The sequence below is a fragment of the Caballeronia sp. SEWSISQ10-4 2 genome (genome assembly GCF_030464885.1).
Classification (GTDB): domain Bacteria; phylum Pseudomonadota; class Gammaproteobacteria; order Burkholderiales; family Burkholderiaceae; genus Caballeronia.
This window is the reverse complement of the sequence record NZ_JALPRJ010000019.1, coordinates 1-26,288: the sequence shown is the minus strand read 5'-3', so window position 1 is coordinate 26,288 and position 26,288 is coordinate 1. Positions and strand designations below refer to the sequence as shown.

The following is a 26,288-nucleotide window of genomic DNA, read 5'->3' as shown; positions in this document are numbered from 1 at the left end:
GCGCGCACTCAGCCATGTTGTATTCTTTGCGCGTTTGCGCCCGGACTTCAACCCTAACGGCAATCCTTCATGCTCATTGTTCATCACCTCAACAATTCGCGTTCGCAACGCGTGCTCTGGATGCTGGAAGAACTGGGCGTCGATTATCAAATCAAGTCTTATCAGCGCGATCCCAACACCATGCTGGCGCCGCCCGAATTGCGCGCCGTGCATCCGCTGGGCAAGTCGCCGGTCATCACGGACGAAGGCCAGACGATCGCGGAATCGGGGGCAATCATCGAGTATCTGAACGAGCGTTACGGACAAGGGCGCTTTGCTCCTCCGCATGGGACAACGCCTGAACGCCTTCGCTACAACTACTGGATGCACTACGCCGAAGGCTCGGCCATGCCGCCGCTGTTGTTGAAGCTGGTGGCGCTGCGGATCGGCAGCGCGCCGATGCCGTTTTTCGCCAAGCCGATCGCTCGCCGCATCGCGCAGACCATGCAGGACAGTTTCATCGATCCGCAATTGAAACTGCACTTCGGTTTCATAGAGAGCGAGCTGTCGAAGTCCGAGTGGTTTGCGGGCGACTCCTTCAGCGCCGCCGACGTGCAGATGAGTTTCCCGCTTGAAGCTGGAACCCAGCGCGCGGGCGCTAAGGCGCTTCCCAACGTAGCGGCTTTCGTGAAGCGGATTCACGAGCGCCCGGCATATCAGCGGGCGTTGCAGCGCGGCGGCAAATACGATTTTGCGGACTGACGCTGGACCGCCGCGCAGCTTGCGTACAATGGCCGCTGGATTCCCGGAATCCTGCTCGAATCAAGCACTTTCCGGCCCTCACACGCACTTAGGCCGGAAGGCGAAGCATGGCTCGAATTGTCCCCGACGACTGGAAGAATATGGAAGCGACCGGCGCTGCCGTGCGTGAACTCGACACGCTCGCACTGCTGGCGAAACTTCCCGAGGACTACACCGTGTATCACGGTGTTCACTGGACTCGTATCAACGAAGGCTTTTCGGTGTTCGGCGAAGCCGACTTCGTCGTGGTCGCACCGTCGGGCCGGGTGCTGATCATCGAACAGAAGGCGGGGTTCCTGCGCGAGACGCCCGCGGGCCTGATGAAGGTGTACATGCAGAAGGAGCGCAACGTCGCCATCCAGCTTGCACGGACGCTGGAGAACCTGCACCGGCGCTTCACGGCCGCATTCGGCGCGGGCACTTACCGGATTGAAGAGCTGCTGTATTGCCCCGACTACACGGTGAAGGACGCGTCGATTGCGGGTGTGCCGGAAGCGCGCATTGTCGATGCCAGCCGCCGAGCGAAGCTGCCGTCGGTTGTCCTGGAGATACTGCCGCCGAATGAACCGCGCTTCGAAGCGTCCGCGCGGATCCATCATTTTCTCTCCGACGAACTCGCCCTCACGCCCGATACCAACGCGCTGGTCGGTCAGGCCGACATGCTCGTTACCCGGCTCTCGGGTGGCCTGGCCACGTGGGCGCGCCGGCTCGAGTTCCAGCCGTTCAGATTGCGGGTGATCGGCACGGCCGGCTCGGGCAAGACACAACTGGCGGTGCAGGTCATGCGCGACGCGGTGGCGAAGGGCCGCAGCGTGTTGTACGTCTGTTTCAACAGGCCGCTCGCCGATCACATCCGTCTTGTCGCGCCGCCTGAAGCGCGCATTGCCAACTATCACCAGCTCAGCGCGAGCGTGACGCGTGACGCGGGCACGCCGCCCGACTTCAGTCAGCCGAATGTGTTCGCGACACTGGAGGAGCGTTTCGCCAACGTCGAGATTGCGGAGCACTGGAAGTTCGACGTGTTGATTGTCGACGAAGGCCAGGATTTCCAGGCGGCGTGGGTGGACGCGCTTGCCCGTTTGCTGAAACCGGACGGCGCATGGTGGTGGCTCGAAGATCCAATGCAGAACTTGTATTTCCGCGATCCCGTGCCGCTGCCCGGCTGGACCACGCTGCGTGAAACCACCAACTATCGAAGCCCGCGCGACCTGCTGGCGTACATCCGGCGGATCGTTGGACGCGAAGTGCGGCTCGACGCAGGCAGTCCGTTCGACGGTTCCGAAGTCAGCCTCTCCACGTATGAAAACGGCCATCTCGACGAAGTGATCGAGGCGACCAAGCGTGCCATCACCCAGGCGCTTGCGCTCGGCTACCGGAAGCAGGACATCGCGGTATTGTCCTTCCGCGGGCGCGAGGGCTCGGTGCTGACTTCCGTCGACCAGCTCGGGCCGCATCGTTTGCGCAGTTTCACCGGGAGTTACGATTTGTTCGGGAATCCGGAATATCGGGAAGGCGACGTGCTGCTCGAATCGATCTACCGGTTCAAGGGGCAGTCTGCGCCGTGCGTGATCCTGACCGAAGTCGATTTCGACGCCTTCGACGAACAGGTCGCGCGCAAGTTTTTTGTCGGCGCGACACGTGCCACCATGAAGCTGATCGTGGTGGCCTCGGAGCGTGCGGCGCTTGCTTTCGACAAACAGCATTGAGCGCCGCCATGACACCGCAGTCGCTTCGGAGCTTGCTTGCCGCTTCGCTGCTGGGGCTGCTGCCACTTGTAGCGAGCGCTGCGCCGCTGGTCCTCGATGTAACAGGAAAGATCGGCCGCACCACCGACGCGGACCATAGCGTCTACCATATCAGCGAAGCCGAACTGATGAAGCTGCCGGTCCATACGATCACGACCTCGACTACCTGGACGCCGAAATCCACCTTCACCGGGCCGCTGCTCAAGGACGTGCTGAATCTGGTGGACGCACGTGCAGACGAGGTGGAACTACGCACGATCGACGACTATTCGTACACCGTGAGCGCCTCGGAAGCTGAGCGATACGGCGCGATTCTCGCGTACAGCATGAACGGCGTGCGCCTGAAGGTCAGCAATTTCGGTCCGCTGTTCCTGATCTATCCGCGTGACGCTTACCCGTCCGAGCTGAGCGGCTCGGTCGCCGAGGCAAAATTCGTGTGGCAGATCAAAGCGCTGGTCGTGAAATGACGCGTGCACCGCTTCGCCGTTTCAAGGTTGCGCTGCTGCTCGCAGCAGCCATCGCACCGCCGCTCGCCGGGGTGGGCTACGTGCTGTATTCCGGCTTGCTCGCAAATCAGACCACGCAGCAGCAACTCGGCCTGCCTTATGACGGTTTCTACTGGGATGGCGCTCAATTCCAGATCGCGTATGGCCGCTTCGCGAACCAGGTGCTGTTGTACCGCAGCGGTATCGACGCCGATACCGAGGAGATCCAGCTTCGTTACGAGGTGCTCGAATCGAAGCTCGCCATTGTCACCGCCTCAACGTCGATGCTGTCCGACCGCGGCACCTTGCGAAACCGCCAGCAGGAGATCCTGCGCCAGCTTGATGCCGCGCTCGAGTCCATCGAGCCGGATATAGTTGCGTTGAATTCCGACCCTGCACGCACGCTGAAGATCATCGGCGTCTTGCGGCAGAACCAGGATGCGGTGAACGAGCTTGCGAACGGTCGCAGGGTGGTGGACGTGGCGGAGCGGGATTACATCGTGAACGATTTCGTCTCCAAGCGGCGTTATCTGTTCGCGGCCGGCATGCTGCTCGCGCTGCTCTCCATGGTCGCCACCGCCATGCTGCTGCTAAACGGCTACCGGCGTTCACGGCTGATTCACCAGCAACGCGCGGCGCTCGAAGCGCAACATCAGGCAACACGAGCGGCACGCGAAGCATCGCAGGCGAAGGATTCCTTCCTCGGCATGATCAGTCATGAGTTGCGCACACCGCTGCATGCCATTGTGTCGTCGGTGGAATTGCTCGAACTGAACTTGCATAGCGAAAGCGATCGCAAGATCATCCAGCGGCTCGAGACCGGTGCACGTCATCTCGAAGCACAGATGCGCGATCTCACCGACTTCGCGCGGCTCGGCGCCGGCAAGCTTGAATTGCGGCTGACGGTGTTCGACCCCATGGAGTTGCTCGACTCCATCGTCGACGCCAATACGCCGGCGGCCGCGTCCAAGGGACTGGTCTTGCGCGGCCAGTTTACGGGGGAGGCGGGATTGATCGAATCGGATCAGCATCGGCTGCGCCAGATCGTTACCAACCTTGTTACGAACGCGATCAAGTACACCGATGCGGGTTCGATCGATGTGCGTTTCGAGCGCTCACTCGAACGGCTCGATATCTCCGTGATCGACACCGGCCCCGGCATCCCGCGCGAACAGCTGCCGCTGATCTTCAAGGAATTCACGCAACTCGATTCATCGACAACCCGACGCTTCGACGGTGCCGGCATGGGTCTCGCGGTCGTTCGCGGGCTGGTCGAATTGCTTGGCGGCGTGGTCAACGTGTCGAGTGACATTGGCCAGGGCGCCGCGTTTCGTGTGAGTTTGCCGGCCGCCCCGGTGGCGCGGATGCCCGAACGCGAGCGTGCGCCCGCGGACCTGCCGCCGTTGAAGAAAGCCCGCGTGCTGGTGATAGACGACCACGATTCCATCCGCGAGTCGCTGACGGAAATGCTTGCGCACCTGGGGTATGCGAGCGCGGCCATGCCCGACGTGGACAGCGCGCTCGCGTGGCTCGAGAACAACGAGGCCGACCTGATCCTGGCGGACCTGCACATGCCGGGCAAGGACGGGTATTCGTTCGTGAATGAATACCGGGCGCGGCGCGCATCGGGCGCGAGTTTGCCGGTGATCGCGGTGAGCGCCTACGCGCCGGATCTGGTCGATCCCAGCGCCGCCATCCTGTTCTTCGACTACCTGCTCAAACCCGTGCGCTACGAAGTGCTGAAAAGCGCCCTGGCGCGCGCGTTATCGGCGACCCGGCGCATACATTGAGCGGTTTGAACGCGCGCGCGGCGTTGAGAATCGTTGAAAATCAGGCGCGCAGCAAGCGCTTCGAAAGGTCGGCTACGAGGATCGCCATGCGCGCCGGTTTTTCGAAACACGTGACGTTGTAGCGCTGGATGACGTCGCTGATTTCCGACTCGCTCGCCTTGCCGGTCGTCAGTTCGCCCGTCAATACGAAGATGGGGGCATCCGGATTGTCCGAGTTGCGCACGGCACGGATGGCGTCGGCGGAAGTGTGCGCGCCGAACAGCCAGTCGATCACCACCGCGTCGAAAACCTGCGCCTGCAGCGCTTGCGCAAACCCTTCCAGACCATACAACGCTACGGCCGTAAAACCGCTGCGCTCGAGATAATCGTGGAGATTGTCGGCGGACGTCTGATCGTCGTCCACGACCGCGATCAGCGGTTTGTCCATGTCCGTGCGGCGAGGCTGGATCTCGATCTTGTGGACGTCGTGAGCGGCGTGCAGCAGCACCCCTTCGTGGGTCGTCACGAGCCAGCGGCCGTTCATGTTTTGTGCGATGAAATCCGGGCGGCTGCCCGGTTCGAGCGCTTCGCCAATCCACGCAACGCACGGAATTTCGATAGCGCCAAGCACGAGGATGGCGTCGTGGGCGGTGCCTTCGGTGTCGTCGACATCGGCGTTCTTCGCGTCGAAGAGTTGCAGCGCGGGTTCGTCGAAAGCTTCGGCCACCCGGCGAATCTGCGCAAGTGTCCACGGGCTGTTGCCGCGCAGCTTGCGATGCCCCTGCGAGAAACTGAGGTCGAGGATGCGGCAAAGCTCGGCGGTCTGCTGCCGCTTGCCAATGCCATGGCGATTCATCAGGTCGCGTACGCGCTGGGCGACCGCGAGGGAATCGGAGGATGAGGTTTCAGTGACCATGCTGCCTGTGGACCGGTAAAAGCGCGTGGCGGATGCGAAGACAATGACGCGGCATTCGGGATGGATCGGGGGGTATTGTAGGCGCAAGAGCGGGCTTGTTCGAAAAACTCTTGTGAAGATAAACGCAGTTTTCGCAAGGGCGTGGGCGTTGTTACCGGTCGCGAACGACGAGTCCAATTCATGCCGCTATTTGATTCGACTACAAGCAAACGTTCGCTGGCATCGGATAGCGGCATGAAGCCGTCGGTTGGATACCCGGCGAACGGATGTCCACTTCCTGTCCAAGGTTGCGAGTCTCACTTGATGAGACCCGACGCGTGAGGTGGATCGGGAGCGGGTCCGTCCGGGCGCGCCAAAGTCCGGTCAGATTTGCGCGGCGCCGCCGTCCACGAACAGTTCGATGTCGTTCACAAAGCTGCTGTCGTCCGATGCGAGGAATGCTGCTGCCTTGGCAATCTCACTGGGCTCGCCGAGACGCCCCATCGGGACGAGCGTGGAGAGGTGGGCGAACAGGCCGTCCCGATGTTCCGCCGGTACGAGCCCGCCAAGACCGGGCGTGCGAACCGGGCCGGCGCTGCCCGATTTCCTCGCACTCCGGGACGATGGCGGGGTCATAGGCGCATTTCGAATCCTTACCAGAATCCAGAAGTATTTCTCCACGGTTGAGAGAATGATTCGCACGATCGTTCGCATAGAATCCCCTCCAGATCCACAGACAGGGTCGGATAAAAAACGGAGGAGATATGAGGATGCAGACACGAGCATTGGGCGTGATGAACGTGATGGCCGCGTTGTTTATCAGTACGGCTGCGCATGCGCAGAGCGCGGGGGATGTGGTCGCGAACCTCGGCTGGTTTCATCTCTCGCCGCAGGATTCGAGCAAGCCGCTTACAGTCAGCGCCCTGGGCGCGAGCACGACGGAGACCGGCACGGGGGCATCCGTCGACAACGCGGACACGTTCGGTCTCACGGCGACTTATTTCATTACCGATCACATTGCCGCCACTGCCGTGCTCGGCGCGCCGCCAAAGTTCAATTTGTCCGGCAGCGGATCGCTCGCGTCACTTGGACAGATGGGGACGGCGTATGAATGGAGCCCGACCTTGCTCCTGAAGTATTACTTCAATAACCCGCAGAGCAACCTTCGGCCTTATCTTGGCGCCGGCGGAGCCTATGTCTGGTATAGCGGAGTGAAGTTGAGCTCAGCGATGTCGAGCGGCAGTTTCCTGTACTCCTCGACCTATGGGACCGCACTGGAAGGGTCGACCACGGCCAAGCTGAGCAGTTCGTTTGCGCCGGTCATCAACGCAGGGTTTTCTTATAACCTCAGCAAGCATTGGTCGGTCGACGCCTCGCTTTCGTATATGTGGCTCTCGACACGGGCGACACTGACGACTCAGTCGAAAGTTGGGACGGTGACCAGCAGTACCAAGATCAAACTCAACCCCATCGTCTCGTTTGTTTCCGTGGGATATAAGTTTTAACCCGCGGTTTTAACCGGGCTTGCTGAGCGTGACCGGATCGAGCCAGAGTTCCTTGCGCTCGACCGGCACCCAGTCGGGAAGGAACGGATTTTTCAAGTCGATCAGAACACGCCGTTCCAGATGCAAATCGGCCACGGCCCGCGCAAAATTCTTCTGGAAGAGGGCTTCAAAGCTGCCGTCCTTCCGCATTTCCTCCAGCCCGTCCTTAATGCGTTGTGCGATCAACGGGTAAGACTTGTTGACGTAGAAGAATTGCGCATACGAGTACCGGATCAACAGATGGGTTTCGATCGCCATGTCGGGGTACTGGGCCTGGAACGAAACGAGTTCGGGCGTGATCTCGAGAACACCGCGTGGGAACAGATCGAATCGGCGGTGAGCCAGCATGGGGAACAGGAGGTCGTAGTGGCTCGTCGTGACCAGGGGAATACCGTTGTACCGGTACACGGGCACATCGCCCCAGTCCTGAGCTTGTCCGATACTCAGGAGACGAAGGCCCTGGATTTCGTTGACCTTGTTGATCCTCGCCTGTTGATCTCGCCGGATCAGAGAAACCCGATAACCGAGTAAGCCTTTATCGATAGGAATGGCAATCGGGAGGGTCTGCGCGTTGAGGTCCGGATGACCGCAATCGCTCGCGATCACATTCATCAGACGACCCGATATGACCTCCTCGACTTCCCGCTGCGTCGACATCGGCGCGGAGTATGCATCGATAACGTACGGTCCGTACGTGGGGATCGTATGGTCCAGAGCCGCGATCAGGAAGTCCCAGCGCCTCTCCCGAACGACTTCATCGGCCACACGAAGGATGCGGATCTGCATGGGCGCGGCTGGGACGGCAGGCTCCGGATTGCGGGCCTGAGCCTCGGCGGCGCCGGTCAATGAAAGGCTGGCCACGCTCGTCAGCAACGAGGCACAGGCGAGAGCACGAATGCCGGCAGTCCAATCCCTTCGCATGTGCCTTCCCCTGACCGGGGCCTCCAACTGGGTTCGAGCGCTGTGCGCCCCTGTCTTGCAGGAATTCAAATCGACATGACGTGCGTGATTGGGGGGGCGCAGGGTCTTCCATACGTCACCGATATACGTCACTACCCGCAGACATTTCTTCCGGATCCCGAGGCATCTTTCGGTCGATTCGGCCGATTCTGCCGAAGCCCACCTTGCACCTTGTCAGCATTAACCAGGGTCCCACGGGCACATACTACTTCCCGCTTCGTCTTAGGAGCACTATGCTTTCACGGCAAAGAGAAATGAACACTCGTCCCAAAATCGATGATTTGAAACTCTGACTTAGGGGAAGACCAGTGGAACTTGAAAACCGTACTTTGGCACGCGTGACTAAGCGGCTCGTCCCGTTCCTGATCCTCTGTTATTTCATAGCGTACCTTGACCGTGTCAACGTCGGTTTCGCCGCGTTGCAGATGAATAAGGACCTCGGGTTTTCCTCAAGTGCGTACGGCTTCGGCGCCGGGATTTTCTTCATCGCTTATTTTTTCTTCGAGGTGCCGTCCAACCTGCTGCTGGAGAAGTTCGGCGCACGCCGATGGATTGCGCGGATCATGTTCACCTGGGGCATCCTCGCCGGCGCGATGGCGTTCATCCCCGATATCTCGCGGTGGACAGGCCTCTCGGCGGCACACGTGTTCTACACCTTGCGGGTGTTGCTCGGCATTGCCGAAGCGGGATTCTTCCCGGGCATCATCTTCTTCCTGACCCTGTGGTATCCGGCAGCCTATCGCGCGCGCGTGGTCGGCTACTTCATGGTGGCCATCCCGCTGTCCACGGTTATTGGCGCGCCCATCTCCGGCGCGCTGCTGAACCTGGATAAACTCGCCAGTCTGGCGGGCTGGCAGTGGGTCTATCTCATCGAAGCGCTGCCGGCTCTGTTCTTGTCGTTCGTGGTCCTGTCTTATCTCACCGATAAACCGGCGGATGCGACCTGGCTTGAGGCCGAGGAGCGCGACTGGCTCGTGAACCGGCAAGCCCAGGAGCGCGCGCAGCGCGAGGCCGTGCGCAGCTTCAGCGTGCGGGAAGCCTTGTTCAATCCGCGGGTTCTCGCGGTGGCGCTCATCTACTTCGGCGCTAACGCGACGAACTACGGCCTGAGTTTCTTCCTGCCGCAGATTGTCAAAGGCTTCGGCCTCGGCAATGTCCAGACCGGCCTTGTGACGTCGCTGCCTTACATTGTCGGCGCGTTCGGCATGGTCTTGTGGGGGCGTCGTTCCGACCGCAAGCTCGAGCGCAAGTGGCATGTGGCCATTCCGCTGCTGGTGGCTGCCGGTGGAATCGCGGCATCGACGGCACTGGACGATCCGGTGCTGAAGATGATTGCGCTATCGATTGCCGGCTTTGGCATATTCGGCTGCCTGCCGGTGATCTGGACGCTGCCCGCCGCCTTTCTTTCGGGAGCGGCCGCAGCGGGCGGCATTGCCGCGGTGAACTCACTGGGCAATCTGGCGGGGTTCTTCGGACCCTATGCCATGGGGTGGATCAAGGACAGTACCGGCAGCTTCGCCGCCGGATTGCTCTGCCTGGCAGGGGCGGGGCTGGTGGGCGTTGCAGCCGTCCTCCTGCTTCGTCACGACACCGCTCTGGAGAACGCGCCGGATCCTCTCGTCGAAGAAGGCTCGGGACGACGCGCTTGACGCTTAACTTAAGCGTCTGAGCCATGGGCATGGCTCGCTGTTCGTTGCGGCCCCTCGGGCGTATGCCGGCATATAAGGATTTCCTTACAGCCGAATCAGCATACGCCCATGCCCATTTTCCGCGTTTCCTGACTGCGTGATCCCGGTCGCAAGCCTAGAATTTGAACGATCGAAATGGCCTTACTGGTTAGCCGCCATGATTCCGTATCTATCCGAGCGCGAGAATGCTGTGGAACATATCCACACTATCTGCCTGCGCTTGTTCGATTCATGGTGTGAGAACAGGAACGTCATTCCGCTTGCGTACCTGATGCATTGCTGGCCTCTGATCAATAGCGGTCCCATATCGATCAGGCGCTTGGCGGACACCATGTGGGAACTGCGGAAATATCACGCGGAAACGCTCGACGGCGAGGAATCGGGTGTGCTGTGCGATCTGGCCGATTGTATCGACGAGGTTCTTGGCAATTCATTCGGCCCGTTCCACATTGCCGCAAACGGTTAGGTTCGCATTGATCGTTGTTGCCGGGGGCGAACCGGAATGGATTTGAAAGCTCGGCGCAATCCGTTCGATGTACGCCAACCGTCTGCCGACGTACTAATGAAAAAAAAGCATTGAAGCCGTCGTCTCCCGCCATCGGGTTCCCAGTCTTTAACGGGCTATAAGGGGCGCGTGCAACGAGGCGCGGCTCTGGTCTGCTCACATATAAAAGATCTATATCGACGGCAGGCGAACAGCGTGTCGTCCCCAGTGAGCTCACGATAACCGCCGTACGCACCGAGTGCAGATTGGCGAAAACGAGGATCAGGGCACTCGCGGGGGGTTATGGTTCTCAACACGTTCAGCGCGCTGTGGGGATCGCTGGGCCGCTTTCGCCACAGCGTGCTCCTGCGGCTCCTCGCGACCGTCCTCCTGTTCAGCTGCGTGGTTACGCTGCTGATGACCGCGCTTCAACTCTACGGTGACTACGAGCGCGGGACCACACTTATCCAGAACCGGCTGTCCGATATCGACCGGAGCTATCGCGACAGTCTCAGCGAGAGTTTGTGGCGGCTTGACCGGCAGCAGCTTCAACTCGAACTGGATGGCATGCTTCGTCTCGCCGACATTCGTGCCGCCGAGGTACGCGAGTCCAGCACGATCACCTCGCCGCTGGTGGTGAGCGCCGGCAAGCGCATGAGCGACGCGGTCGTTTGGCGCGAATTTCCGATTTCTTATCGCATCCACGGTGCGGATCGGAAGATCGGCACCTTGTACGTTGAAGCGACGCTCTCCGATCTCTATCGCGAGCTGGCGCAAACCGCGTTCGTGATCCTGGTGAGCCAGGCCGCCAACACGTTTCTCGTCGCGCTCTTCATCATCTATATTTTCTGGCAGCTCGTTACGCGGCACCTCGCCGCCATCGCGCGTCTGGTCGGCCGTTACGACTTTCGCGAGGCGCCCGGGCCGTTCAGCCTGCAGCGTCGCCAGCCCCGCCAGTCCGACGAACTTGATCGCGTAGTCACCGCGTTTCATGCAATGGGCACGCGTTTGCACACCGCCTATCTCGACGAACGCGCGGCCGCGGCGCAGCGCGAAGCGCTGCGTTCGGCCGAAGCGGCGAACCGGGCGAAGGGCGAATTCCTCGCCAACATGAGCCACGAATTACGTACGCCGCTGAACGGCATCCTGGGCTATGCGCAGATTCTGCAGCGCGACAGTGCGCTGAACGAACGGCAACATGCCGGCGTGGCCGTCATCCAGCGCAGCGGCGAACATCTCCTGACGCTAATCGACGACACGCTCGACTTCGCGAGGATCGAAGCGGGCAGGCTGCGGCTGGAGATCGGCGACGTGGCCTTGCCGGGCCTCGTGGATGTGATTCGCGAGATCATCGGCGTGAAGGCGGAAGAGAAGCAGCTTGAGTGCGTCTGCGAGATCGCGTCCGACGTGCCCGGCGGCGTGCGTGCCGACCCGCGGCGGCTGCGGCAGGTGCTGTTCAACCTGCTCGCGAACGCTGTCAAATTCACCGATCAGGGCAGGGTAAGCCTGCTGGTCACGCGGACGCTTCCCGGCGCTGTACGGTTCAACGTACAGGACACTGGAATCGGCATTCCCCCGGACCAGTTGGGAACGGTCTTCGAGCCCTTCGAGCAGGTCGGCAGTCCGGAGCGCCGCGCCGAGGGCACCGGGCTCGGGCTTGCAATCAGCCGGGAGTTCGTGCGGGCGATGGGAAGCGAGATTCACGTCGAAAGCCAGCTCGGGCAGAGTAGTACCTTCTGGTTCGAACTGGCGCCTGTCACGATGCTGCCGCCCGGCACGTCTCACCAGCCGGTCACACATGTTGCAACCGGCTACGAGGGGCCGCGCAGGAAGGTGCTGATCATCGACGACGTAGCCGTCAATCGCACGGTAATTGCCGAGTTGCTGAGCCGGCTCGGCTTCGAGACCGTCGAGGCGGCGAGCGGCCTAGACGGACTGGCCAAGGCTCAAAGCGAGCGGCCGGCGTTGATCATCACGGATATCGTGATGCCCGGCATGGACGGGCTCGAGGCCACGCGGCGGTTGCGTCGGACGCCGGGCTTCGCCGATCTGCCGATCATTGTGGTGACTGCGAGCCCTTCCGGCCGTGACGAGAAAAAGAGCCTCGCGGCCGGGGTGAATGCGTTTCTTCCCAAGCCGGTCGAGTTCGACCGGCTGCTGGCCTGGATCGCTGCGTTGCTCGAGCTCGAGTGGACCTATGCCGCGACGAGCATGCAAGCCGTGCACCCCGCGCAGCCTGATGTGCTTGCCGTGCCGGCGGGGGAGATGGGCGAGCTGCATCGCCTCGCGCGGCTCGGCAACATGCGCGATATCGTGTTGTGGGCCGACCGTGTTGCCTCACTCGATGCGGACTACGAACCATTTACGGCGCAACTGCGTGGTCTGGCAAAGGGCTATCAGTCAAAAGCGATCCTCTTGCTTGTGGAGCGGCATCTTGACGCGAGGCCTGCGCCATGAGCGAGTTCAATGCGAACCCGGGCGCCGGCATGAGCGAGCCGCCGGCAATTCTCATTGTCGATGACATGCCGGCCAATCTCAGCCTCGTGGTCGACAGTCTCGCGGACCAGGGCTTTCGCGTGCTGGTCGCTCTCGATGGCGTGGAAGCGCTCGAACGCGCACGGTTTTCGCAGCCTGATCTCATCCTGCTCGATGTGAAGATGCCCGGCGGCATCGACGGTTTCGAAACCTGCCGCCGGCTCAAGATGAACGAGCAGACGCGCGATATTTCGGTGATCTTCATGACGTCGCTTACCGGCATCGAGGATCTGGTCGAAGGTTTCGCGGCAGGCGGCGCCGACTACGTGACGAAGCCTGTCCAGATCGACGAAATGATGGCGCGCATCGGCACACATCTGTCACTGCGCGCCATGCACAAGCAGCTCGTCGCACAGAACCGGCAATTGTCGAACGAGGCGAGCGTGCGCCAGCAGGCCGAAGCGGCGCTGTCCCGTGCACGCGACGAACTCGAGGCCCGTGTCGCGCTGCGCACCGCGGAACTGGCGCGGGCGAATGCAAGCCTGCGGCTGGAGATAGAGGAGCGCAGGCGCGCCGAAGCGAAGTTGCTGTCGAGCGAGGCGCGGTTCCGCACCATTGTGGAGACGAGTCCGCTGCCGTTTTGCATCACGTCGATGCCCGACGGAACACTGCTCTACATGAACGAGCCGTTTCGCAAATTGTTCGGTTTGCCCATGCAGACGGACACGGTTCTTCACGTTGTGGACTTCTATGTGAACCCCGCCACGCGCGGCAGGCTGGTGCAGTATCTGCGCACAGAAGGAAGTTTTCGCAACACCGAAGTCAATTTCAAACGGCCCGACGGCACCACGTTCTGGGCAATGCTTACCGCACGGGTGGCGACTTTCGACGACGCACCGGCCATCTATGTCGGCCTCACCGACGTTACGGCACGCAAGCAGGCCGAGGTGAAATTGCGCGCGAGCGAAGCAAGCCTTGCCAACGCGCAACGGCTGGCGAGGCTCGGTGACTGGGAGTGGGACACCGCAGGCGGCGTGATTCATTGGTCCAACGAAATGTACCGGATCCTCGGATTGACGCCGGATGGTTCGCGACCGGATTACCGGACCTTTCTTGCGGCTGTGCATCGTGACGACCGGGCGCTGGTGCGGCGCGCTGTACGCGCATTGCTGGCCGAGCGGCGGCCGTACAGCCTCGATTGCCGCGTAAGAGGAGCGGACGGCGTAGCGCGGATCGTCCAGTTCCAGGCCGAGGCCGTGCCGGGCGCCGCGACGCAGCCACTAAAGCTGGTCGGCACGATTCAGGACGTTACGGAGCGCAAGGGCATCGAGCACGAGCTGCTAGAGTCGCGCGAACAACTGCGCGAATTGTCTGCCTACATGGAAGCGATTCGCGAAGAAGAGAGAAAACGCATTGCGATGGAAATTCATGACGAACTCGGGCAGTTGCTGACCGCTCTGAAAATGGACGTTTCACTGCTCAAGATGCGCCTTACCGGGGACCCGGACTCCTCGAAGAAAGCCGACGAGATGCGCGAACTGGTTGAAAAGACCATCTGGATGGTGCGCAACGTGGCCAGTCATCTGAGGCCCGCCGCGCTCAACTTCGGCATTGTGTCGGCGCTGGAGTGGCTGGTAGAAGACTTCGGCCGCCGCAAGGGCCTGGCCTGCCAGTTGTGGATCAATGGCGGCGAGCCTGTTCTTGACGATGCCCATGCCACTGCCGTGTTTCGTATCGTGCAGGCGTCGCTGACCAACGTCGCGCGCCATGCGGGCGCGTCACGGGTAGACGTGACGTTGACCAGCAGCAACGCGGCGCTTGATCTCCACGTCAGCGACGACGGTTGCGGTTTCGATCCGGCAGCAGCAAGCATGGGTTATTCATACGGATTGCTTGGCATGAGCGAGCGCGCACGGCTGATTGGCGGATCGTTGCGGATCGACAGCTCGCCCGAGACAGGCACGGTTATTTCGATTCACGTCCCGTTGGACGACGGGCCACACTCATGATCAGAATCCTTATTGCAGACGACCACGCGATCGTGCGTGGCGGATTAAAGCAGATCATTGCGACGACAACGGACATTGTGGTTGCAGGCGAAGCGGCGCAGGGCGCCGAGGTGATCGACAAGCTGCGCATCTGCGAGGTCGACCTGTTGCTGCTGGACATGACGATGCCCGGCATCAGTGGCGTCGACCTGATCCGGCGCGTGCGTACCGAACGGCCGGTGCTACCCATTCTCGTGCTGAGTATTCACAACGAAGCGCAGGTCGTCGCGCGTGCCGTGCGTGCCGGCGCAACCGGTTATGTCACGAAGGACAGCGATCCTGACATCATTCTTGCCGCTATTCGCAAGCTCTCCGGCGGCGGCCGGTTCATCGATCCGAAGCTGATCGATGTCATGGTCTTCGACACCCATTCCGGCGATGCCGCGCCCCATGAGATCCTGTCCGACCGCGAGTTCCAGGTGCTGCATCTGCTGGCTGCGGGCAAGAGCATCAATGCTATCGCCGAGGTGCTGGTGCTCAGCGCAAAGACCATCAGCACACACAAGATGCGCCTCATGCAAAAACTTGGTCTCGACAACAATGCCGAACTGATTCGCTATGCGATCAAACATGGTTTGAGCGCCGAACGAGAGCGGTCGTAGGGAAATTCCGACAAGAAAACCAGCTGCTCCTGAAGCCACAATCCGTCTCTCCCGACGGACAAGGTCTTGCGAAACTCCTAGCATGGTCTCATGGGCACGGTGGCACACGATGTGACGAACCACGGAGAGTCATATGATTGCGACGGAGCAGTCTTTGCGCGGACTGGTTGAAAAATGGCTTGACGCGGCGAGCGCCGTGCCTCTTCGCGTGCACTCGATTCATCGGATTCGTTCCAGGCGCAGACGGTGCGTGTGCATCGAGGTAGAACGCGCAGCCGACTTCGTGACGCACTCCTTCACGCTCTATTTCTTTCGCCACGACAACGGCGCCTGGCATATCTATCCGGCCGAAGCCGTGCGCCCCGCCATGAGCATCGAGCGGCTGGCCGCTTGAGCACATACCTATCGCTCTTATCCGCCAAAACCTAGCAAAAAATATGCGCGTCCACACACTTCAGTGCACGCGCCGATAAGAACCAAAACGAAGCGTAAGAAGTGTATCAGCGTCCGTCATTCCGGATTCCGAACGTTTTTATCCCTCATACTATTGACGGGCCCACGCTCCTGGACCACGGCACTGTTGCGTGTCGAACAAAGGACGCCGCCGCGCGATGTTGTCTGAAGAAATCGATTTGATTAAATGTTCCGGGAAATGTGTGCGCCTGCATATAGCAAATGCTTTTGCTCCCCGAAGCTTGCGAAGCGTCACGATGGCGAGTTGATCCGGCCTGCCCCGCGGCGTGTCGTGACTCAACCCTGAAACCCATTCCTGTGAGAGATCATCCGATGAAAACAGACTTCACCCGTACCGGCGAACTCAAGAACATCGCCAGCTATCCGCAATGGCTCCAAGACGTCGTCAAGGATTGCGACGAAGCAAAGCGCAAGGTTGTCTATCATCCCTTGTGCAAGGCAATGAAGGACGCGACTCTTGACCTCGAAAGCACACAACGCTTTCTTATCGGCTTTTTCCCCGTTATCGAGCAGTTTCCGCAGTTCATGGCATCGAACCTCATGAAGGCCCGCTTCGGCCAGTCGGAGGGCGAGGGGATGGCACGCTCTTATCTGATCCAGAACATCCGGGTCGAGAACATGCATGCCAAGCACTGGCTCCAATGGGCAGGCGCGAGCGGCCTCGAGCTTGACGACTTGCTGACGCAAGAAGTGCCGAGCGAGATGCACGCACTCGCGCACTGGTGCGGACATGTCAGTTTGACCGATGAACTGGCGGTGGCGGTGGCGGCAACGAACTATGCCGTGGAAGGCGCAACGGGCGACTTCTCGTGTTTTGTTTGCTCTGAAGAAACGTACGCGATGACCTTCCCGGAGCCCATTCGCAAGTCGGCCATGCGCTGGCTCAAGGTGCATGCCCATTACGACGACGAGCACCCGTGGGTGGCGTTGGATATCGTGGCTACGCTATTGGGTACGAATCCGCCGGTGGAGCAGATCAACAAGATCCGCGCCGCCATTCGCAAGAGCTATGACTATATGCGGATGACACTCGACTACGCCTACGGAGCGCCGGCAGAAACGGTGACAGTGCGTGTCGTGGAGGAGGAGCCGGTGGCGGCTTGAGCTAGCCTGGTCTCGCTCGTTGAATAACGGTTCAATAACGGTGGAATAACGGCGCCCGTCGACGAATGACGGGTGCCGTTTTTATTGTCGACCGCAATCTGTGTGCGACCGGCCGATGCAGCGCGGTCAATGCGCGGCACCGCTAGGTGCCAGGCGGGTGTTTTTGAAAACACGCACCTGCAACGCTCATGCGCCTTTCTGCTCGCGTGATTCGGTTCCTGTAGTCAGCGGCTTCGGTCCCTTGCTGCACAGGGCCACCAGCAGCCCCGCCAATGGCACGCAGAACGCGAGTGTCGTTGTCACCAGACTATTCGCGAGGCCCTGCGTGACGAGCGGCATGACGATCGCGATCGCCGGCCCCAATGGCAGGATGACCAGCAGATACGCACTCCAGCTCAAACCTCTCTTGCCTGCAATCGCGGCGACTATTACTGCGCAGACGCCGTAGAGCATGAAGCCCGTGATGGGATCCATCGCCTTCCCCGGTTTTACGATCTAGCCAAAGTGTATCGGCGACGAATAAGTGGACCAACGAGAATACCTTCCGATGTGTGCGGTACATCACAACAATAAGCGGGCTGCTGAAATGGGGTGCGTTCGCTCTCATAAAACCGCACCGCAACGGGGCTTGATGCCTGCTTGGTGCCTGCTTGATGCCTTATTGCTAGCTTGCTGGACAGTCATTCGACGGACAAGGTCGAGCCCTTTTGCGCCAATCGCGCTCGGGTGTCGAATCGTGCCCTGTAGTGGTCAAGTTATCGATCGAGCCGCCACATGACGAGCGTGTCCGCTCCTGCATGCGCGCCGGCAGTTCGTTGTGTCGCCCGCATGCCGGAGCTTTGCGCGAAGCAAGTCAGCAGGAACGCGTCGGCGTGCCGTGTCAGTCCGGCGATCGTATTGCCGGGTGAAGCGGCCAAGGGCATCAGGCGTTGAAACCACAACTCGCCGATATCGTTTCGCAGCGGCACAACGCGCGCCCCCGTCGCGCGGGATCTGAAAGCAAAAGCGCGGCTGTCGGCTAGCCGCTCATCGAAGACAATGGTGAGCGAGTTGGCACGCGCTGCCTGTTCGCCCGATTGCGCCATTGCAGGCACGGGCCATAAGACTCGCGCACTTGCTGCCGCGAGCGACGCGGCCGCCAGGAAATCACGCCGGCCGGTTTTCATCAGTCGCGCTCCGTGATTCTCTTCGGCCAGATCCCTTGCTTCCCAGGCGACAGGATGCCGTTCGGATCGAGTGCTTCCTTGATGGTTTCGCTCATGCGCATCAACGCGTGATTGTTGAAATCATACTGGGAGGCGGCCAGGTCCATGAACGCGAGGTGCGTCCTGTATTGAGCATAACCCGCTGCGCCGAAGTCGTTGATCAACGTCTTGAGCAAGTCGCCTGCGCCGCGCGCTTGCGCCGGATCGTCACGGTTGAAGATGGCCGCAAAGATGTGATGCATGCTGCGTGGGCCGGCCGTAAAACCGCCGTAATAATCGAAGCCATATGACGCCGCCCGATCCCTGATCATTCGATATTGCCAGACCGCGTCGCGGCCGAGCGGCGGACAGACGGGCGAAAAGTCGATATGCGCGCCGGCGCCGCCGCGCCAGTTGAGCAAGTTGAATGCGTCGAGATTGGGAATGCCGACCTGGCTGCGATCGCCGCCGCCTTTCGGTTCGACGCTCGCATGGGTATAGGGCAGCTCGATCAGCTCCGCGTCCTGTATAGACGAAAAACGCTGGTGGATGACATCGCGACGAGCCTTCACCAGCGCTTCGGGACCATACAGGCAGAAGCGAAGATTCCAGCGGCCGATGCCGATCTTGCGCATCATGGTCTCGATGGCCGCATCGGGCATCGCACCCGGACCGTCGTACCACTGCTTGCGTGTCGACACACCGGCGGCCCAGCGCACCGCACTTTCGATGACGGCGTTGCTTTGTATCGTGTCGTCGAGTTTCAACGGCCGCAGCGTCTCGACAATACTCTCCAGATCGGCGTCGTGCCGGAACGTATAACGGCACAACATGTAGCCCTCGGGTCTCGGCATCAGCCAGAGTCCGAGCTTCGTGACAATGCCGAAGTTCGACTGCATGAACATGGCGTCGTAAGACGGACCGAAACCCGCCTTGAACACCTGCCAATCCTGATTGCCGCTCATTGCGCCCATGCCGGTGCGTACGATCTCGCCGTTCGCCAGCATCACTTCCATGCCGCACTGCATGGCCGCGTGATCGCCATACGCGGTCGTGCCGAAGCCGCGCTCCAGCGTATTGCCGATCACGCTGCCCCAGCCGGCGGCCGGCGGGTCGAGCCACAACTTGATGCCCCGCGCTTGCAGGGCCTGATAAAGATCGTAGTAGCTGACACCCGGTTCGACCAGCGCATAACCGAGCGTCTCGTTGATGTCGATGACGCGGTTCATGCGCTGCAAGTCCAGCACAACGCAGCCTTTGAGACGTGGCGCTGCGCCGCCATAGGCGAAGTTGCGCCCGGTCGATACGCTCCATAGCGGCACGCGATACCGGTTCGCCACGCCGAGCACCGCGCGAAGCTGCTCGACATTCGACACCATCACAATGGCCGACGCTTCATGAGCGCGCGCGTCGCCAGGCGCGAAAGGATCCAGATAAGGCTCCGCCGCGCCGTCTCCTGAGAGAACGGCGTTTTGGCCGGCGATCGCCCTGAATGCAGCGAGTGCCTGCTGGAAATCGGACTCCGGCATCCCGGGCGGACGCGGCGAACCGCTCACGGTCCCGGCACCCGGAACACGTTCATCGACGCGATGGATTTAATCGGTTCGATTAATAACCGCCGCTGCTGCTGCCACCTGAACTCGACCCTGAGGCCGCGTTTGACCCGTCGGCGGTTTGACATCCGGACAATGAGACGGCGAGCGAGACGGTCAGTATGGCCAGCAACATCGATGCAACACGTTTGAAGTTCATTTGGTTTCCCCATGGGTTCAGGACGAGCGCGCAGCGACGGCGATAACGATAAGGCTGTGCGGCGCTCATGAACTAAACGGATCATCACGACAGAATATTCCCTTGACCGCGACGTGGGCAGTGTTTGACGTTGTGCACTTGCAGCATCGAAGGGAAACATGACATTTCTTTCGATGCCCATAACCCTCAGGACGGATTCAGGGGGAGATCGAGTGCGTGTTCACCGCGTGGGTCATTGGATGCGGACGGCGAAGCGGCTGGTCTTTTCCCGTTGAACAGGCTGCCTAGCCGAGTCGCGCGAGTCACGCTCGTGACAAGTGCACGAGCAGCCTTTTTGCCGCGAAACGCCAGCACGCCCCAGGGCGAATTGGCAAACTGCACGCTCCACGCCCCGGTAATGTTGTTGCGGCTCCAATAGGCCTTGAAACGTTCGGTACCCACGCCGAACTCGACGTTCAAGCGTTGATCGAATGCCCATTTGATGACGTGCTCGACGACGATTGAGCCAGGGCCGAACTTAGCGTATTGGGGATCGAAGCTGGCAATGAGGCCGTCGACGCAGGTCTTGCCCACACCGACAACCGTGGCCGCGACCGGCGCGCCATCCAGGGTGACTACGAACAAGCGCGCCATGGCGCGACCGTCCGCCTGGCAGAGCAAATTGACGAGAAAGTCCCGGTAGTGCGGCGAATCGAGCCACTCGCCCCTTTTTCCGACCCGATCGCCCCACGTGCGTTTGTGCGCCAGAATCCAGTCGACCAGCGCCGCGTTTTCCTCGGCGTTGCCGGGCTCCGTCAGGCGTACCACTAGTTGTCCTTCCCTGGAGAAGCGCCGTTCGAGGGCTCCGGGTTTTTTCCCGCTCATCGTGCCCAGCGTCTTGCAGTAGGCGTCCCAATCGGTCTCGTTGCGGAGGTTCGCGAACGCGGCGACGGTATGGGACGCGATCACCACATGGCGCTCCCGCGAAGCGATAGCGTGCAGCTCAGAACCTTCGTTCAAGTACGGCAACTTGATGAAATCGGCGCCGCAACGCCGCAGTGCCGTCTTCCACGCGCCCGCAATCAGGGCAGGCGCAGATGGGCCGTCGGCCACGAGCACCCTGGTGTAGTCGCCGGCTTCCGGGCTCAGCGGGCAAAGATAAGTCCACAGGAGCCGCCGGTAAGTAACGAGGGGCCAGACCATGACCAGCCGCCCGTCCTCACGATGCACGATGCAGCAGAGCCTTCTGCCACGAGGCTTGGCGGCATGTTGCCAGACTAGCCAGCACACGCTGAAAGCCTGGCCGTACGGGCCGTGTGCGCTCGACCAGAGATCGTCCCACTCGCGTTGTAAGGCGAGAAAGCCGTCTTCGTCGCTCACGATTTCAAACTGAGAGTTTGCGTCGCTCATAGTGTCCCGAGGAAAGAGTCGTTGCTGCCTGGCTGTCACGCCGACGGCTCGCATAGCCGGACCAGCAAGTTGTCGGAAAGCCAAAAGTCGCATGATGCCGGCTGCGGGCGGCAGGAGATGTTCGACAGCGCACAACCGTATGAAGAAACCGATGATGGTGTTTGGGCCTGACGCACGGTGGAAACCGGCAGGGGTGTATCAGGCGCACCTTAGTTCAGGAATTTCAAAACTAATTGTTTTGTTTTCAGGATTTTTTACCGCCTAGGCTGTGTGCAACATTGCTTTCACAAGAACGGCGCGGTGCCGGTCCCCACCATCAAACTCTGCCAATGCAACTGGACATCTTTCGCTCGCTTTGGGGCCATCAGGGCGACCGGCGCACTACGTTTAGCGCTGTCCGCGCGGCGGGCCTTGCCGGTGTCGAGGCGCGCCTACCGCTGACGGCGGACGAGCGTGCAACGCTTGCGCAGGACTTGAAGGAACACGGGCTCGATTACATCGCGATCGTCTTTACCGATAACGCCGTGCTACCCGACCAGCGCGCCACGCCCGCACAGCATGTGGAGGACCTGGACCGCAAGCTTGGAACGGCTGCCGATCTGTCGCCACGTTTTATCAACGTGCTGGCCGGCAATGACCGTTGGCCGCTTGCGCAACAGGTCGAGTTCTTCGGCAATGCGCTGGAGCTCGCCGCTAAGCACGAGCAGTTTTGCAGTTTCGAAACGCATAGGGCGCGATCCTTGTATAGCCCGTGGGTCACGCTCGACCTGATCCGGCAAGTGCCCGGATTGCGCTTTACCAGCGACATCAGTCATTGGGTCGTCGTATGTGAACGCTTGCTCGATGACAGTGAGGACGACCTCATGCCGTTCATCGAACGTGTGCATCACATCCAGGCGCGCGTCGGTTATGACCAGGGTCCGCAGGTGCCGCATCCCGCCGCCGCCGAATATTCATTGCCGCTCGCTTTTCACCAAAACCACTGGGCAACCATCTGGCGTTCGCAGGCAGCGCGCGGCTATCAAACCACGACGCTCACGCCTGAATTCGGACAGGATGGCTACCTGCATCATCTGCCGTTCACCGATGTTCCGGTCGCCGATCTGTCCCAGCTCAACGAGTGGATGGTGCACGCGGAGCGCCGGCATTTCAGTCAGATCATGGACCCGCACTGACCCCAGGAGTAATACGCGATGCAAGCGAACCACGCCGGCGAAGCTGTGCCGGAAAAAAATTTCACATCGATCCCGGTGCTCGACATCTCGGGCCTGTTCAGCGACAAGCTGGTTGACCGTCAGGCAGTAGCGAACGAGCTTGGGCGAGCCGCCCGCAATGTCGGTTTCCTGTACATCTCCGGTCACGGTATCGAGCCCGCTGTCATCGATGGCTTGGGGCAAGCGGCAAAGGATTATTTCAGGCAGCCGTTCGAGAAGAAGATGGAGCATTACATCGGCGCGTCGGATACCCATAAGGGATTCGTGCCCGAGGGTGAAGAGGTGTACGCGAAAGGCAAGCCCGATCACAAGGAGGCGTTCGACGTCGGCTTTGAAGTGCCCGCAGACGATCCGCTGGTTCTCGCCGGGACCCCGTTGCTCGGACCGAACCACTGGCCCGCGCTGGACGGTTTCAAGCCGGCTGTGCAGCGTTATTACCAGCAGGTGTTCGCCCTTGGACGAGTCCTGTTCCATGGCTTTGCGCTCGCACTGGGCCTGCCGGAAGATCACTTCGATTCACTGGTCACGCGGCCACCTTCGAAGTTGCGCCTGATCCACTATCCCTTCGACGGCGCCGCACAGGATGCGCCCGGCATCGGCGCGCACACCGACTACGAATGCTTCACGATCCTGCAAGCCGACGCACCCGGGCTCGAGGTCATGAACGGTCTTGGCGAATGGATCGATACACCGCCGCGGCCGGGTACGTTCGTGGTGAATATCGGCGACATGCTGGAAGTGATGACGTCCGGCGCGTTCGTGGCCACAGCCCACCGCGTGCGGACCGTGCGCGAGGAGCGTTATTCGTTCCCGCTGTTCTACGCATGCGATTACCACACGCTCATCAAACCGCTGCCGGCCTTTGCAAAAGAGGGCGACGAGTATGAGGAGCTGGCTATTGGCGAACACATGTATGGGCAGGCGCTGCAAACCTACACGTACCTGCGCCAGCGCGTGGCGGAAGGACGCGCGACGCTGCCAACGAAAGCGCGCAAGCCATCCAGTTTCGGGCACCTTAAAAAAACCGGGCAGCCGGGCTGATCTCCGGTCTGGCGCCCAAGCACGTTCTTCAACACCACAACCCTTCTTCGAGCGGAGTCACACGATGATTTTCAAGCCGGACACCAAGCGCTTCCTGATCGCAGCCGCGACCGCCGCTGTTGCCGCCATCGCCGGCACCTGTGCCATGAACGGCGCGTTTGCACAGACGCCGACCGCCGCCACGCTGACGCCCGGCCAGTTCAAGGTCGGCATGGAGATTACCTACCCGCCGTTCGAGTCCTACGAGGGCGACAAAGTGGTGGGCTCAGATCCCGATTTTTCGCGGGCGCTTGCCAAGCAGTTCGGTGCGAGTGCGAGCTTCGTCGATACCCGTTTTTCGGGCCTTATCCTCGGCCTGAACGCACGTCACTATGACGCGGTCATCTCCGGCATGTACGTCACGCCTGAGCGCGTGGCGCAGGCCCAGGCGATTCCCTACGCGCAGACCTCGGCGGCCATCATGGTGGCCGCGAGCAGCACGGTCAAACCTAAGATGCCCGAAGAATTGTGCGGACTGCATGTGGGCCTCGAGCAAGGCACGACCTGGGTTAAACAGCTCCAGGCGTTGTCGACGGATTATTGCAAGGCGAACGGCAAGGGCGAGATCACGGTCAGCGAGTATCCGTCGGCGCCGGAAGTGTTGCAGGCGCTGCTCTCGAATAACGTGCAGGCGCAGATGGAAATTGCCGGTGCCGCTCACGCGCTGGCTGCGAAATCGTCGGGACGCGTGGTGGTGGTGCAATCGCCGCAACTGATCTATCCGCAGACGCTGGGGATCTATGTGAGGAAGGATGACAAGGCACTCTACGACACCATCACCAAGGCCTTCGATGCGTTGAAGAAGAACGGCGAGTACGAGGCGATGCTCAAAAAATACAACCTGTCCATGCCGCCCGCCAAGTCGTCCTGACCTGGGGCGATACCCGACCCGCGCACTGCGTCTAGCGAGAGATACTCATGCACTACGACTTCACTTATCTGCTGTCGCTATTCGCGTTGCCGGCCTTCTGGCAGGCCTGCGTGACCGTGGTTGAACTCAGCGCGCTGTCGTGGCTGACAGGCTTGATACTGGGCTTTCTGCTTGCGTCCGCCAAGCTGTCGAAGTCGCGCTGGCTTTCCGTTCCTGCCTCGGTCTACATCTGGTTTTTCCGCAGCGTCCCGCTGCTGGTTCTGGTCGTGTTCGTCTACAACCTGCCGCAGCTGATTCCCGCTAGCGGCGTTGCGCTGTCGCATCCGTTCTTCTCTGGTTTTGTCGCTTTGGCGCTGACGGAAACGGCTTATATGGCGGAGATACATCGCGGCGGATTGTTGTCCGTGGCCAAGGGCCAGCATGAGGCGGGTGCGGCGTTAGGCATTCGTGCATTTGGTCTGCAGCGGTTGATCGTCATTCCGCAGGCGCTTCGGATTGCGTTGCCAACGCTTATCAACGAGTTCATTACCTGCGTGAAGCTGACGTCGCTGGTCTCGGTGATATCGCTGAGCGAATTGTTGCTGGTCGGACAGCGTTTGTATTCTCAGAACTTCCTGGTGATGGAGACCTTGTCGGCCATCGCCATCTATTACGTGCTGATTGTCACGGTCTTCGGCTGGCTGTTGCAGTATGTCGAGCGTCGTCTCGATCTGTCCAAGCGCAAGCCTGAAACGCTCGCGGCCGAGCAGATAGCGGCGTTGCGCACGCGGCTCGTGCCTGTCGCGCCGCCAGCCACCGGGCCGGACGGCAAGGGGGCACCGCATGCGTTGGTGCTCAAGAGTGTGCATAAGCGCTACGGCGAGCATGAGGTGCTGAAGGGTATCGATCTGGAGGTGAAGGCGGGGGAAGTCATTGCGGTGATCGGGCCGTCCGGCTCGGGAAAGACCTCGTTGATCCGCACGATCAATGCGCTTGAGTCCATCGATCAGGGCGAGATCATCTTGTTTGGCAAGGCGTTTATCTCGGCCGCCGACAAGCCTAATATCCGGCGCGTGCGCGATGGTGTGCGGCACATCGGCATGGTGTTTCAGAGCTTCAATTTGTTCCCGCACCGGACCATCCTGGAGAACGTGGCGTTGGCGCCGCATTATCACGGCCGAGGCAAGCGAGTGGATGTGACTGCGCGTTCGCTGGCATTGCTCGACAAGGTGGGTCTGCTTGCGCACGCGTACAAATATCCGCATCAGCTTTCGGGTGGGCAGCAGCAACGTGTGGCGATTGCGCGGGCGCTGGCGATGGACCCGGCCGTCATGCTGTTTGATGAGCCTACGTCGGCGCTTGATCCGGAGCTGGTCGGCGACGTGCTTAATGTTATTGGCGAGCTTGCGAAGGAAGGGATGACGATGATTATTGTCACGCATGAGATGGACTTCGCCATGTCGATCTCGGACCGGATCGTTTTTATGGAGAACGGTGTTGTTGAACTGGATGCGCCGCCCGAGGCAATACGGCATCAGGATGGCGCCGAGCGGGTGCGGCGGTTTATTGGTGTGACGAGGGAAGGTGCGGGGGTGGGCCGGGGAGTTTCAATCATAGATTGATTTTCGCTCGCGACGGTGGACGGGGTTGCGGTTTTGGTGGGCTTTGGGTTGGTGGTCGGGGGGATGCCGGGTTGCTGCTGCTCAGGTTAGCGGTCGGTTTAAGTTAGTTATTCTATTTATCACTATTGGCCACTGTGCGTGGCG

At 60.7% G+C, this 26,288-nt stretch carries 23 protein-coding genes and 1 pseudogene; 16 read left to right on the top strand and 8 right to left on the bottom strand.

Features of this window, described 5'->3' with window-relative positions; genetic code table 11:
- Positions 1-69 precede the first annotated feature (69 nt).
- The 4 genes from M0D69_RS14985 (at position 70) to M0D69_RS14970 (ending at position 4,800) form a co-directional block, all read left to right on the top strand.
- A complete protein-coding gene (locus M0D69_RS14985) occupies positions 70-741 on the top strand; it encodes a glutathione S-transferase family protein (protein WP_301782749.1) in 672 nt (223 codons plus the stop codon).
- 107 nt (positions 742-848) lie between these two features.
- Positions 849-2,486, top strand: coding sequence for an ATP-binding domain-containing protein (locus tag M0D69_RS14980; RefSeq protein ID WP_301782748.1), 1,638 nt, complete (start codon positions 849-851; stop codon positions 2,484-2,486).
- 8 nt (positions 2,487-2,494) lie between these two features.
- On the top strand, positions 2,495-2,992 hold the full coding sequence (locus tag M0D69_RS14975) for a molybdopterin-dependent oxidoreductase (protein ID WP_301782747.1): 498 nt from the start codon (positions 2,495-2,497) through the stop codon (positions 2,990-2,992).
- Positions 2,989-4,800, top strand: coding sequence for an ATP-binding protein (locus M0D69_RS14970; protein WP_301782824.1), 1,812 nt, complete (start codon positions 2,989-2,991; stop codon positions 4,798-4,800). Before M0D69_RS14975 ends, M0D69_RS14970 begins: the two co-directional genes overlap by 4 nt.
- A gap of 40 nt (positions 4,801-4,840) precedes the next feature.
- Here the strand turns inward: M0D69_RS14970 and M0D69_RS14965 are convergent, their stop codons facing one another.
- Positions 4,841-5,695 (bottom strand): helix-turn-helix domain-containing protein, encoded by an 855-nt coding sequence (locus M0D69_RS14965; RefSeq protein WP_301782746.1) that lies wholly within the window; start codon positions 5,693-5,695, stop codon positions 4,841-4,843.
- A 363-nt stretch (positions 5,696-6,058) separates the two neighbouring features.
- Positions 6,059-6,217, bottom strand: a pseudogene (locus tag M0D69_RS14960) (SDR family oxidoreductase); the annotation flags it as partial.
- Positions 6,218-6,444: 227 nt separating this feature from the next.
- Here M0D69_RS14960 and M0D69_RS14955 point away from each other — a divergent pair.
- On the top strand, positions 6,445-7,179 hold the full coding sequence (locus M0D69_RS14955; RefSeq protein ID WP_301782745.1) for an OmpW family protein: 735 nt from the start codon (positions 6,445-6,447) through the stop codon (positions 7,177-7,179).
- A gap of 9 nt (positions 7,180-7,188) precedes the next feature.
- On the opposite strand, the gene M0D69_RS14950 is transcribed toward M0D69_RS14955, so the two are convergent.
- Positions 7,189-8,139 (bottom strand): hypothetical protein, encoded by a 951-nt coding sequence (locus M0D69_RS14950; RefSeq protein ID WP_301782744.1) that lies wholly within the window; start codon positions 8,137-8,139, stop codon positions 7,189-7,191.
- A gap of 347 nt (positions 8,140-8,486) precedes the next feature.
- Here M0D69_RS14950 and M0D69_RS14945 point away from each other — a divergent pair, with 347 nt between their 5' ends.
- From M0D69_RS14945 to M0D69_RS14915, 7 genes are all read left to right on the top strand, one after another.
- Complete coding sequence (locus M0D69_RS14945) at positions 8,487-9,827, top strand: MFS transporter (protein ID WP_301782743.1); 1,341 nt, start codon at positions 8,487-8,489, stop codon at positions 9,825-9,827.
- Between the two features lie 196 nt (positions 9,828-10,023).
- The gene (locus M0D69_RS14940; protein ID WP_301782742.1) at positions 10,024-10,332 is read left to right on the top strand and encodes a hypothetical protein; all 309 of its coding nucleotides are present in this window, start codon (positions 10,024-10,026) and stop codon (positions 10,330-10,332) included.
- Positions 10,333-10,653: 321 nt separating this feature from the next.
- Positions 10,654-12,807, top strand: coding sequence for an ATP-binding protein (locus M0D69_RS14935; protein WP_301782741.1), 2,154 nt, complete (start codon positions 10,654-10,656; stop codon positions 12,805-12,807).
- Positions 12,804-14,834, top strand: coding sequence for a response regulator (locus M0D69_RS14930; protein ID WP_301782740.1), 2,031 nt, complete (start codon positions 12,804-12,806; stop codon positions 14,832-14,834). Before M0D69_RS14935 ends, M0D69_RS14930 begins: the two co-directional genes overlap by 4 nt.
- Positions 14,831-15,475 carry a response regulator transcription factor gene (locus tag M0D69_RS14925; RefSeq protein ID WP_301782739.1) on the top strand — a complete coding sequence of 215 codons (645 nt, stop codon included), beginning with the start codon at positions 14,831-14,833 and terminating at the stop codon, positions 15,473-15,475. Before M0D69_RS14930 ends, M0D69_RS14925 begins: the two co-directional genes overlap by 4 nt.
- Positions 15,476-15,608: 133 nt before the next feature.
- Positions 15,609-15,869 carry a hypothetical protein gene (locus tag M0D69_RS14920; protein WP_301782738.1) on the top strand — a complete coding sequence of 87 codons (261 nt, stop codon included), beginning with the start codon at positions 15,609-15,611 and terminating at the stop codon, positions 15,867-15,869.
- 392 nt (positions 15,870-16,261) lie between these two features.
- Entirely contained in the window at positions 16,262-17,053 is a 792-nt protein-coding gene (locus tag M0D69_RS14915; RefSeq protein WP_301782737.1) for a TenA family transcriptional regulator, read from the top strand.
- Between the two features lie 186 nt (positions 17,054-17,239).
- Here the strand turns inward: M0D69_RS14915 and M0D69_RS14910 are convergent, their stop codons facing one another.
- The 5 genes from M0D69_RS14910 to M0D69_RS14890 form a co-directional block, all read right to left on the bottom strand.
- Positions 17,240-17,527 carry a hypothetical protein gene (locus M0D69_RS14910; protein WP_301782736.1) on the bottom strand — a complete coding sequence of 96 codons (288 nt, stop codon included), beginning with the start codon at positions 17,525-17,527 and terminating at the stop codon, positions 17,240-17,242.
- Between the two features lie 281 nt (positions 17,528-17,808).
- Entirely contained in the window at positions 17,809-18,219 is a 411-nt protein-coding gene (locus M0D69_RS14905) for a hypothetical protein (protein ID WP_301782735.1), read from the bottom strand.
- Positions 18,219-19,766, bottom strand: a complete 1,548-nt coding sequence (locus tag M0D69_RS14900; protein ID WP_301782823.1) for an FAD-binding oxidoreductase — start codon at positions 19,764-19,766, stop codon at positions 18,219-18,221. Before M0D69_RS14900 ends, M0D69_RS14905 begins: the two co-directional genes overlap by 1 nt.
- Before the next feature lie 79 nt (positions 19,767-19,845).
- Positions 19,846-19,989: a hypothetical protein gene (locus M0D69_RS14895; RefSeq protein WP_301782734.1), complete on the bottom strand. Its 144-nt coding sequence runs from the start codon at positions 19,987-19,989 to the stop codon at positions 19,846-19,848.
- Positions 19,990-20,175: 186 nt separating this feature from the next.
- Complete coding sequence (locus tag M0D69_RS14890; protein ID WP_301782733.1) at positions 20,176-21,378, bottom strand: GNAT family N-acetyltransferase; 1,203 nt, start codon at positions 21,376-21,378, stop codon at positions 20,176-20,178.
- Positions 21,379-21,707: 329 nt separating this feature from the next.
- Here M0D69_RS14890 and M0D69_RS14885 point away from each other — a divergent pair, with 329 nt between their 5' ends.
- The 4 genes from M0D69_RS14885 to M0D69_RS14870 all read left to right on the top strand — a co-directional run bounded on the left by M0D69_RS14885 (position 21,708) and on the right by M0D69_RS14870 (position 26,144).
- Complete coding sequence (locus M0D69_RS14885; protein ID WP_301782732.1) at positions 21,708-22,553, top strand: sugar phosphate isomerase/epimerase; 846 nt, start codon at positions 21,708-21,710, stop codon at positions 22,551-22,553.
- A gap of 18 nt (positions 22,554-22,571) precedes the next feature.
- A complete protein-coding gene (locus M0D69_RS14880; RefSeq protein ID WP_301782731.1) occupies positions 22,572-23,633 on the top strand; it encodes an isopenicillin N synthase family oxygenase in 1,062 nt (353 codons plus the stop codon).
- A gap of 64 nt (positions 23,634-23,697) precedes the next feature.
- The gene (locus M0D69_RS14875) at positions 23,698-24,543 is read left to right on the top strand and encodes a transporter substrate-binding domain-containing protein (protein ID WP_301782730.1); all 846 of its coding nucleotides are present in this window, start codon (positions 23,698-23,700) and stop codon (positions 24,541-24,543) included.
- Positions 24,544-24,590: 47 nt separating this feature from the next.
- Positions 24,591-26,144 carry an amino acid ABC transporter permease/ATP-binding protein gene (locus M0D69_RS14870; RefSeq protein ID WP_301782729.1) on the top strand — a complete coding sequence of 518 codons (1,554 nt, stop codon included), beginning with the start codon at positions 24,591-24,593 and terminating at the stop codon, positions 26,142-26,144.
- The last annotated feature ends 144 nt before the right edge of the window (positions 26,145-26,288 follow it).